This window comes from Arthrobacter cupressi (assembly GCF_900099975.1).
GTDB lineage: Bacteria > Actinomycetota > Actinomycetes > Actinomycetales > Micrococcaceae > Arthrobacter > Arthrobacter cupressi.
Window position 1 is genome coordinate 293,364 of the sequence record NZ_FNEI01000001.1, and the last position, 12,605, is coordinate 305,968.

Here is a 12,605-nt window from a genome sequence, read left to right on the forward strand (position 1 = left end):
TCTGCGGCGCCGCCAGTCCTGGTGCGTTCCGTCCTCTTGTGGGCGGCGCCGGGTCCAATCATCCCACGCTGCCGGCGGGCTTGCTGCGTATCGTGGGAGGACAACCGAGAGCCATTGAAGGGGTAAAGATGCTGCTGGCAGTGCTGCAGGCAAACGCCGCTGTCCTGGACACCGACGCCAACCTGGCGGCCATCGACGATGCAGCCCGGCGTGCTGCCGCGGCGGGTGCCGCCCTGCTGCTCACCCCGGAACTCTTCCCGGTGGGCTACGCACCCCTGCGCATCGATGCGGAATTCGACTATTCGGCACTGCCGGAACTCCGGCAGCGCCTCGCCGCGACGGCACGCAAGCACGGTATCGGCCTTGTTTACAGCCTTCCCGCCCGGGACGACTCCGGCGCGCACCGCATCACCGCCACGCTCCTGGACCGGAACGGCGCAACCCTGCTCGACTACGGCAAGGTCCACCTCTTCGGTGCCGACGAACGCAAGGCATTCAGCCCGGCGTCGGAGGCGCCCGCCGTCGTCGACTTCGAGGGACTGCGTGCCTCCCTGCTGATCTGCTATGACGTGGAGTTCCCGGAAACCGCGCGGGCGGCTGCCGTCCGCGGGGCCGAACTGCTCCTGGTGCCCACGGCGCTGTCCGCCGGGTTCGACGCCGTCCCGCAGGTGCTTTTGCGGGCCCGTGCCCTCGAAAGCCAGCTCACCGTTGCGTACGCCAACCACAGCGGGCACGAGGACGGCTGCGACTTCGCCGGCGGCAGCGTGGTGGCCGGACCCGACGGCGCGCTGCTGGCCGCCGCGGGCGAAGCTCCCGCCGTGCTGTTCGCCGAGGTGTCCGGGGAAGCCGCCCGGTCCGCCCGGGAGAAAGTTCCGTACCTGCGGGAGCGGCGCCCGGAGCTCTATGCGGAATGGGAAGCCGGCGCGCCCTGACCGTCACTTGATGTGTCCGGCCATGGACCGCCGCAGCGGCTGCTGGTAGCCTCCCCGCCATGGCCATCGACCCCGCCCTGCTTGACTGGCTCCTGGATTCGGACCCTGCCCTGCGCTGGCAGGTGGAGCGGGACCTCGCCGGTGCCCCGCCCGAAGTGTGGCAGGAGACCCGCAGCCGCGTTGCCACCGAGGGATTCGGAGCCCGCTTGCTCGCCCGGCAGGATCCGGACGGGCAATGGGCCGGCGGGGCGTACTTCCCGGCCGGCCATGATTTCGAATCCGAAGAACCAGGCCAGCCCTGGACCGCCACCACCTGGTCCCTCAATTCCCTGCGGGACTGGGGCCTGGACGCCGGGGCCCTGGCAGGCACGGCGGAGCTGCTGAAGGCCAACAGTCGCTGGGAATACGACAACCTGCCCTATTGGGACGGCGAAGTGGACTGCTGCATCAACGCCTACACGCTGGCCAACGGAGCGTGGCTTGGGGCCGATGTTTCCGGCCTCGCCCGCTGGTTCGTGGAACACCGGCTGCCCGACGGCGGCTGGAACTGCGACTGGGTGGAAGGCTCCAAGCGCTCGTCCTTCCACTCCACGCTCAATTCCCTGAAGGGCCTGCTGTACTACGAGCAGGCCGGTCTCGGCAGCGCGGAATTGACTGCGGCCCGCCGGGCAGGGGAGGAGTACCTCCTGGAGCGCCGCCTGCTCTACCGGCTGGCGACCGGGGAGCAGGTGGCCTACTGGGCCAGCCGCTTCGTGTACCCGTTCCGCTGGTTCTACAGCGTGCTGAACGCGACGGACTACTTCCGCTCTGCCGCGCTGTTTGACGGCACGACGCCGGACCCGCGCCTTTCCGATGCGATCGACGCCGTCCGCGACGCCCGCGGCCCGGACGGACGCTGGATCCAGGAGCGCCGCCACCCCGGTGCGGTGTGGTTCGAAGTGGACGTGCCGGCGGGAGAGCCATCCAAATGGCTCACCTTTTATGGCACGCGTGTGCTGGAGTGGTGGGACGGTGCCGTGGTGGGCCGAACCACTTAGTCCGCCATCCCGTCCACGTACTGCAGCGCGATCCAAAGTTCGGCACGCACTTGCGCGTCATTAAGGTCCCTGCCCAGGAGTTCGCCCACTTGGCCGATCTGCCGGCGAACGCTGTTGCGGTGCAACCCCAAACGCTTGGCAGAGCCGTCCCAGCTCCCGTTCTCCGCCAGCCAGCCGCGAAGGACGGCCAACAGCGGGTCCCGTTTCCCGGCGTCGAGCGCCAGCAAAGGTTCCAACAGGCGGGAGGCGAGCATGGTCCCTGCCTCGCGGCCGAGCAACCCCGTGACGCTCCAACTGACCTCGTCCACGCGGGCGCTGCGGCCGCTGGACTGAACCTTCGAGCGCAGCGAGGACACCCGCTGGTACGCGGCGGGCAGGCTGCCAAGCTCCGCCGCATCGCCGATCACCAGGCGCCAGCCCAGCTTCTCGACCTCGGCCACCAGGGCGTCGTCCACCTTCAGCCGGGTGACGGCCGCGAAGCCGTAGTCCGTGATCTCCACGAGCTTGGTGTCGAACAGCCGCCGCCATTGCAGCAGTTCGCGCACCGGGCTGTCCCCGGCGGGCCAGCCGGGCTGGTCCGCCTTGATGCCCTGCACCACGCGGACGGCGGCGGAGCGGCTGGAGGACAGGCTCTGCGCGAGGAGGTCCTTGAGGCCGTTGACGTGCCGGGTGCCGCCTGAAGCCAGGCTGTCCGGGTGCAGCAACAGTGCCGTGGCGAGCTGGCTGGGTGCGAGCGAACCGCTGGTGCGCTGCCGGACCAGCAGTTCCAGCAGGCCCACCACCGACTGCACCACGTTGTTCTGCGCCGGGGTGAGGGCCTCGTCCGAGCCCAGGATCAGCGCCCCCAGGTTGGCGTCCTTGGTGCTGCGCAGCGGGTGGCCGAACACCATGGCCGAGCCCGGCTGCTCGAAGCCGTCCATCTCCACCCGGGGTCCGCTGCCGGACAACAGCCGCTGCAGCATGGGTTCCAGCAGTGAAAGCTCGACGCCGGTGCTGCCGCCGGCGCTGCCCCTTTCGCTGGAGCTGTGCCTTTCGCTGGAGCTGTGCCTTTCGCCGGAGCTGTGCGCCCGCGCCCGGACCCGTCCGTCCGCGCCGAACAGCAGGGCCCACACCGGCACCCGCTGGACCAACGCGGCCAGCAGTTCGTGTTCGGGCCTGGGGGAGAGGACCGCCCGCATCAGCTGCCGGTTGATGTCCGCGAGCTGGCGGAACACGCGGGCGTTGTCCGATTCCAGCAGCTGGGAAAACTCCAGGCCGATCGCTGCGAACGGGATGGATTCCGGGACTTCGATCAGGGTGAGGCCGTGCCGGCGGCAGGCTTCCAGCAGCCCGTCCGGGACCTCATCGAAATACGGCCGGACGCCGAACCCCAGGGCCCGCACCTTTGCGTCCACCAGGCGCCGGACGTAGGCGTCGATGCGTTCCGGGGTGCCGCCGTCGCCCCGGAAGGGCAGGCCGGCGGTGAGCAGGAACTCACCCTCCGGGACGTACGGCGTGGGGTCCTCGAGTTCGCTCGGTTCCACCCAGCGCAGCGGCTCGGCCCCGCTGGTGCCTTTGCCGCCCCGGCCTGGACTGCCGCCGTCGTGCAGGACCCGTATGCCCGGAGGCAACTGGGCGAGGAGTTGCTCCAGCGTGACGGCACCCAGCGAGCCCTGGGGCTGCGCCGGGGAAGTGGCTCCGGACGCCCCGCCGGACGCCGGGGCAGCAGTCGCATCGTGGGGTGCATTACGTCTCATGCCAGTTGACTATAGGTCACTTTGCACCATCCTGAGAGGTGGCTCACAAGATACCGTTGACGGAGGAAAGCGCAATTACTTCGAAGGGACGTCAACGGTGACTGTGTCCGCCACCCCCGTAACAAAGGCCGGAGCCGGCAGGCCCGGCCTCGGCGCGCAGTTGCTGCGCCGCAAGCCGATCAGCCAGATGGTCGAGGAGGCCGGCAACGGCGAAGGCGGCGCCCCGCTGCGCCGCAGCTTCGGCGTCCTGCAATTGACGATGATCAGCGTCGGCGCCACCCTGGGCACCGGCATCCTGGTGATCCTCGGTGAATCCGTGCCCCTGGCCGGGCCCGCCATCTGGATCTCGTTCGTGATCGCCGGATTCGCAGCACTTCTTTCTGCCGTGTCCTACGCCGAGATGGCCGGCCTCGTCCCGGTGGCCGGCTCCAGCTACTCCTACTCCTACGCCACCATGGGCGAAGGGATGGCTTGGATCTGCGGTTGGTGCCTGGTCCTTGAATACGCCGTCTCCGTCGCCGCCGTCGCGGTGGGTGCGGGCCAATACGTCAACGAAACGCTCGGCGTCTTCGGCCTGGCCCTGCCGGACGGCCTGGCGCTGTCCCCGGCCGAGGGCGGCACGGTGAACCTCTCCGCCGTCGTGATCGTCCTGCTTGCCATGGTGCTGCTGGTGCGGGGCGCCCGCGAGAGCGCCTGGATCAACACGGCGATCGTCGCCGTGAAGGTGGGCATCCTGGTCTTCTTCTGCGCCGTGGCCTTCACCGCCTTCAACGCCGGCAACTTCGAACCCCTCCTGCCCATGGGCGCCGCCGGCGTCTCCGCCGCCGCGTCCCGCGTGTTCTTCTCCTACATCGGCTTCGACGCCGCCTCCACCGCCGGGGAGGAAGCGAAAAACCCCAAGCGGGACCTGCCCCGGGCCATCATGCTCTCCATGCTGATCGTCACCAGCATCTACGTCCTGGTGGCCGTGGCAGCCATCGGCGCCCGCCCCTGGGGCTGGTTCGACGGTACCGAAGCCGCCTTGGTGCAGATCCTCGAAGAGACCACCCACCAGCCATGGATCGCCTTGGTGTTCGCAGTCGGCGCCGTGCTGGCCATCGCCAGCATCGTGCTCACCGTCCTCTACGGCCAGACCCGCATCCTGCTCTCGATGTCCCGCGACGGACTGGTCCCGGCAATCTTCGGGCGTGTTTCCCGCCGCACCGGCACCCCGGTGGCCGGAACCCTGATCGTGGGCACCGCCGTCGCGCTCACCGCCGGCTTCATCCCGCTCGGCGCGCTCGCGGACGCCACCAGCATCGGCACACTCTTCGCCTTCGCGCTGGTCAACGTGGCCGTGATCTACCTGCGCCGCAACCGCCCGGACCTCAAGCGCAACTTCCGTGTCCCGCTGTACCCGCTCACCCCGGTCCTCGGCACCCTGATGTGCGCCTACCTGATGGCCAACCTCGGCGCCGAAACCTGGCTGGTGTTCGGGGCATGGATGCTCGTGGGGATTGCCCTCTACTTCGGCTATGGACGCCGCAACTCGAAGGTAGCTGCCCTCAGCGAGCAGGACTACCGTGAACTATCCGCCAGGGTCGGCGACGAAACCGACCCGGAAACCGTGAAGGCAGGACTCTGATGACCACCGCCACCGAACTGCCCGCAGACGCACGCCTCGCGTCCGTTCCCGGGGATGCCCCCATCACCATGCTGAACCCGGATTTCCCGTTCAGCTACGACCACTACCTCCAGCACCCCGCAGGGCTGGGCAGCGTCCCGGAAGAGCTGTACGGGACCGAAGTGGCCGTCGTCGGGGCCGGCGTGTCCGGGCTGGTCACCGCCTACGAACTGATGAAGCTCGGCCTCAAGCCCGTGGTCTACGAGGCCGACCAGATCGGCGGACGCCTGCGCACCGCCTCCTTCCCGGCCGCCCCGGGCGTGGTGGCGGACCTGGGCGGCATGCGCTTCCCGGTCTCCAGCAAGGCCCTCTACCACTACATCGACAAGCTCGGACTGGAAACCCAGGACTTCCCCAACCCGCTCGCCCCGCCCACCTCCAGCACCGTGATCGAGCTCAAGGGCGAGAAGTTCTACGCCGAAACCTCCGATGACCTGCCCGCCTTCTTCCACGAAGTGGCCGAGGCCTGGCGTGCCGCCCTGCGCGAGGACGCCCGCTTCGAGGAAATGCAGGAAGCCATCAAGGCCCGCGACACCGGCCGCATCAAGGAACTGTGGAACGGGCTGCTGGAGGACTTCGACGAGGAAACCTTCTCCGGCTTCGTCGCCAAGAGCCGCGCCTTCAAGGAAGCCGGCTTCGCGCACCGCGAGGCCTTCGGCCAGGTGGGCTTCGGCACCGGCGGCTGGGACACCGACTTTCCCAACTCCATCCTCGAAATCCTCCGCGTGGTCTACACCGACGCCGACGACCACCACCGCGGCATCGCCGGAGGAGCGCAGCGGCTGCCCGAGGCACTCTGGAACCACGCGCCGTCGGGCATGGCCCACTGGCCGGACGGCACCTCCCTGGCGTCCCTGCACTCCGGTTCGCCGCGCGGCGCCGTGGCGGGAATCGCCCGCGTGAAGGACGACGACGGCGTCCCCACCGCCCGTCTCGCCGTCACCGAACGCTGGGGGCGCACGAGCGAGTACGCCGCAGTCGTGACCACCTGCCAGTCCTGGCTGCTCTCCACCCGGATCAAGACCGAGGAGGCTTTGTTCCCGGCGGAGCTGTGGACCGCGATCGAGCGCTCGCACTACATGCAGTCGTCCAAGACCTTCGTGATGGTGGACCGGCCGTTCTGGAAGGACCGCGACCCGCAGACCGGGCAGGAGGTCATGTCCATGACCCTGACCGACCGCCTTACCCGTGGCACCTACCTGCTGGACAACGGCCCCGACCAGCCCGCGGTCATCCTTCTTTCGTACACCTGGAACGACGACGCCCTGAAGTGGCTGAGCCTGGACGCCGAACAGCGCGCCGACCTCATGATCCACTCCCTGGAGCAGATCTACCCGGGCCTGGACATCCGCAGCCACATCGTGGGCCAGCCGATCACGGTGTCCTGGGAATCCGACCCGAATTTCATGGGCGCCTTCAAGGCCAACCTGCCGGGTCACTACCGCTACCAGCAGCGCCTGTACACGCACTTCGAGCAGTCCACGCTGGACGACGCGCACCGCGGCATCTTCCTGGCCGGCGACGACGTCTCCTGGACCGCAGGCTGGGCTGAGGGTGCCGTGACCACGGGCCTGAATGCCGTGTGGGGCGTGGTGAACCACCTGGGCGGCTCGTCGGCGCCGGGCAACCCCGGCCCGGGTGAGCTATTGGCAGAGTACGGTCCGGTGAGCCTGGACTAGGGGCGGGGGCGCCGGGAACGGCCCTTCGCCGTCGCTTAGCGCGTAGGTCCCTTCCCAACACTCGCAAGCTCGCGTCGGGGCCCTCGGGACGACGCTTCGCCGCAAAGGGGCGCCTGCGGTCGCTGGGCGACCTTCAGCGCCCGTTGCGTCGCGATGCGCTCCTCTGCGAAGGCCCGCCGCCCGGCTGGTGCCTCGCCGATGGCTTTAGCCGTGCATCTCCCGGTGGGCCGCTGCCAGCTCCACGTAGTGGGCTGCGTTGTGCTTGACGCCGTCGAATTCCTCGTCGCTGAGTTCCCGGCGGACCTTCGCCGGGACGCCGGCCACGAGGGAGCGGGGCGGGATGACGGTGCCTTCGAGCACCACGGCGCCGGCGGCCACGAGCGAGCCGCGGCCGATCACTGCGCCGTTGAGGATGGTGGCGCTCATGCCGATCAGGCAGTCGTCCTCCACCGTGCAGCCGTGCACGACGGCGGAATGGCCCACGCTGACGCGCTCGCCCACGGTGCACGGGAAGCCGGGGTCGGCGTGCAGTACCACGTTGTCCTGCAGGTTCGAGCCTGCGCCCACGCTGATCGCGGCGGTGTCGGCGCGCACGGAGACGCCGTAGAAGGCGCTCGCGTTCTCGCCCAGGCTGGCCTTGCCGATGATCGAGGCGCTCGGGGCCACGAAGGCCGTTTCATGGATCTCGGGGGTGTCCCCGGCGAAGGTGTAAATGGGAGCCATGGTGGCAAGCCTAGTGGACGGCGCTGACCCAACTAGGTCGCATTTGATGTCGTTATGAGCGCTTATTCCGACATCTGCTGCGATCTAGTTGGGCGGGGCGGGAGTCCGCAACACCAGGAACTGGTAATGCTGCACCCACTGCCCGGCGCCGGGCCCGGATTCGGGGCCGACACCCTCCGGCCAGGTCTCGAAATGCTCCACCTTGCCGTGCCGCCCGAAAATCTCCTGCACGGCAGCGTCGCTCCGGCGGCTGAAGAAGCGCCGCGGTTCGATGTCGTCCTCCGGATTCAGGACCTCTTCGTCATCGCCTGACCAGAGCCCGACGGCGATCGGCGCACCCGGCGCGGTGACCCGCACGAGTTCGCGGACGACGTCGTCGATTGCGCTGTTGGGCACGTGCAGCAAGGTGCTCATCGTCCAGGCCGCCGGGAACGCGGCGTCGGCGAACGGAAGGGAGCGGCCGCTCGCGACTGAGGCCTCCAGGCTTTTGGCCCGGGCCAGGCGCACGCTTTCCTCCGAAAGGTCCACGCCGCAGTAATGCAGCCCGGCCTGCACGAACCCTAGTCCGTCGATGCCGGAGCCGCAGCCGAGTTCCAGCAGGGAGTGCCGGTGTTCGGACTTGAGGAAGCTGATGAACCAGTCCCGGCACGCCACCCGCCGAGGGGTGAGGGGCCGCGCGTCCCGGGCTGCGGCCTCGCGGTTGTAGTACGTCGCCAGGTCGGCCTCATAGTTGCCTGTTTCATGGCCAACAGGCCGTGGTTCCCCCTCCATGGTCCAAGGGTAGACCCAAGGCGGGAAGGGATGGCCTCGGTTTCGCCTCCCGAAATGCTGATGACCCGCCCAAATTTGGGCGTGCCCAAATTTGGGCGGGTCATCAATATTTCCCCGGGCGGGAACTCCGGGAACTGGGAATGCCGGGGGCTAGTTGAAGACGACCGTCCGGGTGCCGTCCAGCAACACGCGGTGCTCGGCATGCCACTGCACCGCCTGCGCCAGGGTGCGGCCTTCCACGTCCCGGCCCATCTGCACGAACTGGGCGGCGGTGCGGGCGTGGTCCACCCGGATGACTTCCTGTTCGATGATCGGCCCTTCGTCCAGGTCCGCAGTGACGTAGTGGGCGGTGGCACCGATCAGCTTCACGCCGCGCGCGTGGGCCTGGTGGTATGGCTTGGCGCCCTTGAAGGACGGCAGGAACGAGTGGTGGATGTTGATGGCCTTGCCGCTGAGCTGGGTGCACAGCTCGTTGGATAGCACCTGCATGTAGCGGGCCAGCACGGTCAGCTCGATGTCGTGCTCCTTGATCAGACCGAGCAGCTGCGCCTCCGCCTGTGGCTTGGTGTCCGCGGTAACGGGAATGTGGTGGAACGGGATGCCGTAGAACTCGGCGAGGCCTTCGAGGTCCCGGTGGTTGGAGACGATGGCCGGCACCTCGATGGGAAGGGTTCCGCTGCGCTGTTGGAAGAGGAGGTCGTTGAGGCAGTGGGCGTCCTTGGAGCCCATGATCAGGGTGCGCAGCTTCCGGTCCACGGGGTTGATTTCCCAGTTCATGCCGAACTCGGCCGCCACCGGCTCCAGCGCCGCTGCCAGCCCGTCCTGCGTGGACGACGTGGTGGCTTCCACCCGCATGAAGAAGTTCCCTGTGGTGGGGCTGCCGTACTGCTGGGAATCGGCAATGTTGCAACCGGCCTCGAGCAGGGCACCGGCCACGGCGTGCACGATTCCGGGCCGGTCAGGACAGGACAGGGTTACAACAAAAGACGCGGGAAGGGTGGAGTCAATCACCAGACAAGCCTACCGTCGCCCGCTGCTGTACTGTTAAGGCCGTCGCGACTGGCGTTGGGTGGTGAACCACCAGGGAGCGGCACGGATGAAGACCACGGATCGTACGCCTGGGCCGAGGGTCATGTTTTGCCCCTGGCTTGCCGCGCCTCATTACTTACAAGCTGCGTAATTATGAGGCACTCGGGATATGCCAGGCGGTAGCCTGACCTGTGAGTAGTACCAAGTTGCCTAGCCAGGAGATCTTTGTGTCGACCAACATCACCTCCGCGACCATCAGCAACCAGCCGCTAGCCGAACTCGACCCCGAGATCGCCGCCGTCCTGGAACAGGAACTCGGCCGCCAGCGCGGCACCCTGGAAATGATCGCCTCCGAAAACTTCGCCCCGCGCGCCGTCATGGAAGCACAGGGTTCCGTCCTGACCAACAAGTACGCCGAGGGCTACCCGGGCAAGCGCTACTACGGCGGCTGTGAATACGTCGACGTCGCCGAACAGCTGGCCATCGACCGCGTCAAGGCACTGTTCGGTGCCGAGTTCGCCAACGTCCAGCCGCACTCCGGCGCCCAGGCGAACGCCGCAGCCCTCTCCGCCCTGATCAACCCGGGCGACAAGATCCTTGGACTCTCCCTGGCCCACGGCGGCCACCTGACCCACGGCATGAAGCTGAACTTCTCCGGCAAGCTGTACCAGGTTGCCGCCTACCAGGTGGAAGAAGACACCTTCCGCGTGGACATGGACAAGCTCCGCGAGCAGGCCATCGCCGAAAAGCCGCAGGTCATCATCGCCGGCTGGTCCGCCTACCCGCGCCACCTGGACTTCGCCGCCTTCCGTTCCATCGCTGACGAGGTCGGCGCGCTGCTCTGGACAGACATGGCGCACTTCGCCGGCCTGGTCGCCGCCGGCCTGCACCCGAGCCCGGTACCGCACTCCGACGTCGTCACCTCCACCGTGCACAAGACCCTTGCCGGTCCGCGGTCCGGCGTGATCCTTGCCAAGGAAGAATTCGGCAAGAAGATCAACTCCAACGTCTTCCCGGGCCAGCAGGGCGGCCCGCTGATGCACGTCATCGCAGCCAAGGCCGTGGCCTTCAAGATCGCCGGCAGCGCGGAATTCAAGGAGCGCCAGGAGCGCGTCCTGGAAGGCGCCAAGATCATCGCCGACCGCCTCACCCAGGCCGATGTCGCCGAAGCCGGCGTCTCGGTCCTCACCGGCGGCACCGATGTGCACCTGGTCCTGGTGGACCTGCGCAACTCCCAGCTGGACGGCCAGCAAGCCGAAGACCTCCTGCACTCCGTGGGCATCACGGTCAACCGCAACGCCGTGCCGTTCGACCCGCGCCCGCCGATGGTCACCTCCGGCCTGCGCATCGGCACCCCCGCCCTGGCCACCCGTGGCTTCGGCGCTGCCGAATTCACCGAGGTCGCGGACATCATCGCCACCGCCCTCAAGGCAGGCTCCGCCACCGACGTCGAGGCCCTGCAGGCCCGCGTCGACAAGCTGGCTGCCGACTTCCCCCTCTACCCCGAGCACGAACAGTGGTGAACGCATCGATGGCACAGACCGCCAAGATCCTCGACGGCAAGGCAGCTTCGGCCTCCATCAAAGCCGAATTGACCGAGCGCGTCGCCGCGCTCAAGGCCCGGGGCGTCACCCCGGGCATCGCCACGGTGCTGGTCGGCGCCGACCCGGCCTCGCAGCTGTACGTCGGCATGAAGCACAAGCAGTCCAAGGCGATCGGGATGAACTCGATCCAGAAGGAGCTGCCGGCGGACGCGACCCAGGAGCAGGTTGAGGCCGTCATCGACGAGCTCAACGCGGACCCGGCCTGCCACGGGTACATCGTGCAGCTGCCGCTGCCGAAGCACCTGGACACGGACGCCATCCTCGAGCGCATCGACCCCGCCAAGGACGCCGACGGCCTGCACCCGACCAACCTCGGCAAGCTCGTGCTCAACGTCAACGGGCAGATCGACACGCCGCTGCCGTGCACGCCCCGTGGCGTGATCGAGCTGCTCCTGCGCAACGGTTACGACCTCAAGGGCAAGCACGTCGTCGTCGTCGGCCGCGGTGTGACCATCGGTCGGCCGATGCCGCTCCTGCTCACGCGCCGCGAGGTCAACGCGACCGTGACGGTTGTCCACACGGGTACCCCCAACATGTCCGAACTGCTGAAGCAGGCTGATGTGATCGTGGGCGCCGCGGGGGCGAAGCACATCGTCAAGGCCGCGGACGTCAAGCCCGGTGCCGCCGTGCTGGACGTGGGTGTGACGCGTGAGACGGATCCGGAGACCGGGAAGAGCAGGATCTACGGCGACATCGAGCCGGCCGCGGCCGAGGTCGCGGGCTACATTTCCCCGAACCCGGGCGGCGTCGGACCGATGACCGTCGCGCTGCTCATGACCAACGTGGTGGAAGCCGCGGAACGGGCAGCCGCCGCCAAGGCCTGAGCACCAGAGCAACCGGACGCACCGCTGTGCGTCCGTCCGCCCCGGCGACGGCGGCAGCCAGCCCGGCTGCCGCCGTCGCCGTTTAAGGGAACTTTGCGTCAGCCTTACTTCAGTTGCCCGCGGATCTCACCACCCGGGAAGGTGGGGGTGTGCACGTTGACGTAGTAGCTGCGGGGGCTGGCCGCGATCTCCGCGAGGAGTGCGGGGTCGGCTGTGGTGCAGGCGTCGAGCGTCCACGTGGTTCCGCTGCCCACGGCAAGGGGCACCACCACGGGTCCGGCCACGCCGCGCGGAGCCACATGGATGTGGGCCGCGACCGCCGGGAGCGAAAGATCGCGCGCCGTGAGCGTGTAGCAGAGCTCCCCGCCGTCGATCGTGTAGCTAAAGAAGCCGCTCGCCCCGGTGTTCGAGCCTGTGACTTCCTGTTCGGTGTTCAGCGGGATCGCGGGGACACCTCCCGGCTTTGCGGTGGCTGCGCCGGCACCGGCGGCCGCAAGCGCGGCGGCGATACCCAGCACGGCGAGTGGTTTGAGTGTGCGAGTGGCTGGCATATCTGGTCCTCCTTGTAGACAAGCTGTTTTACCGGAAGCCCCCATTGCTGATCACG

11 protein-coding genes and 1 riboswitch are annotated in these 12,605 nt (G+C 68.2%); of the genes, 6 read left to right on the plus strand and 5 right to left on the minus strand.

Translation table 11 applies throughout. The features are described 5' to 3' along the window. Nucleotides 1-128: 128 nt before the first annotated feature. Nucleotides 129-932, plus strand: a complete 804-nt coding sequence (locus tag BLP88_RS01300) for a nitrilase-related carbon-nitrogen hydrolase (RefSeq protein ID WP_074586284.1) — start codon at nt 129-131, stop codon at nt 930-932. A 59-nt stretch (nt 933-991) separates the two neighbouring features. Then, entirely contained in the window at nt 992-1,969 is a 978-nt protein-coding gene (locus BLP88_RS01305) for a squalene cyclase (RefSeq protein WP_074586285.1), read from the plus strand. Here the strand turns inward: BLP88_RS01305 and BLP88_RS01310 are convergent. After that, nucleotides 1,966-3,705: a PucR family transcriptional regulator gene (locus tag BLP88_RS01310; protein WP_084110674.1), complete on the minus strand. Its 1,740-nt coding sequence runs from the start codon at nt 3,703-3,705 to the stop codon at nt 1,966-1,968. The genes BLP88_RS01305 and BLP88_RS01310 overlap by 4 nt on opposite strands. A gap of 187 nt (nt 3,706-3,892) precedes the next feature. On the opposite strand from BLP88_RS01310, the gene BLP88_RS01315 reads away from it, so the two are divergent. Together BLP88_RS01315 and BLP88_RS01320 are read left to right on the plus strand one after the other, a co-directional pair. Further along, entirely contained in the window at nt 3,893-5,329 is a 1,437-nt protein-coding gene (locus BLP88_RS01315) for an amino acid permease (RefSeq protein ID WP_084110697.1), read from the plus strand. Further along, nucleotides 5,329-7,047: a flavin monoamine oxidase family protein gene (locus BLP88_RS01320; RefSeq protein ID WP_175453463.1), complete on the plus strand. Its 1,719-nt coding sequence runs from the start codon at nt 5,329-5,331 to the stop codon at nt 7,045-7,047. The genes BLP88_RS01315 and BLP88_RS01320 overlap by 1 nt, the downstream gene beginning before the upstream one ends. Nucleotides 7,048-7,251: 204 nt before the next feature. Here BLP88_RS01320 and BLP88_RS01325 read toward each other — a convergent pair whose 3' ends face one another. From BLP88_RS01325 to purU, 3 genes are all read right to left on the minus strand, one after another. Beyond that, entirely contained in the window at nt 7,252-7,770 is a 519-nt protein-coding gene (locus tag BLP88_RS01325) for a gamma carbonic anhydrase family protein (protein WP_074586287.1), read from the minus strand. An 84-nt stretch (nt 7,771-7,854) separates the two neighbouring features. Next, complete coding sequence (locus BLP88_RS01330) at nt 7,855-8,541, minus strand: class I SAM-dependent methyltransferase (protein ID WP_074586288.1); 687 nt, start codon at nt 8,539-8,541, stop codon at nt 7,855-7,857. A gap of 150 nt (nt 8,542-8,691) precedes the next feature. Next, complete coding sequence (purU, locus tag BLP88_RS01335) at nt 8,692-9,555, minus strand: formyltetrahydrofolate deformylase (protein WP_218872618.1); 864 nt, start codon at nt 9,553-9,555, stop codon at nt 8,692-8,694. A gap of 31 nt (nt 9,556-9,586) precedes the next feature. Continuing rightward, nucleotides 9,587-9,672, plus strand: a riboswitch (ZMP/ZTP riboswitch). A 125-nt stretch (nt 9,673-9,797) separates the two neighbouring features. On the opposite strand from purU, the gene glyA reads away from it, so the two are divergent. Both glyA and BLP88_RS01345 read left to right on the plus strand, forming a co-directional pair. Next, entirely contained in the window at nt 9,798-11,093 is a 1,296-nt protein-coding gene (gene glyA, locus BLP88_RS01340; RefSeq protein WP_074586291.1) for a serine hydroxymethyltransferase, read from the plus strand. Between the two features lie 8 nt (nt 11,094-11,101). After that, nucleotides 11,102-11,998 (plus strand): bifunctional methylenetetrahydrofolate dehydrogenase/methenyltetrahydrofolate cyclohydrolase, encoded by an 897-nt coding sequence (locus tag BLP88_RS01345; RefSeq protein WP_074586613.1) that lies wholly within the window; start codon nt 11,102-11,104, stop codon nt 11,996-11,998. Between the two features lie 104 nt (nt 11,999-12,102). Here the strand turns inward: BLP88_RS01345 and BLP88_RS01350 are convergent, their stop codons facing one another. Next, nucleotides 12,103-12,549 carry a CHRD domain-containing protein gene (locus tag BLP88_RS01350; protein WP_074586292.1) on the minus strand — a complete coding sequence of 149 codons (447 nt, stop codon included), beginning with the start codon at nt 12,547-12,549 and terminating at the stop codon, nt 12,103-12,105. Between the last annotated feature and the right edge of the window lie 56 nt (nt 12,550-12,605).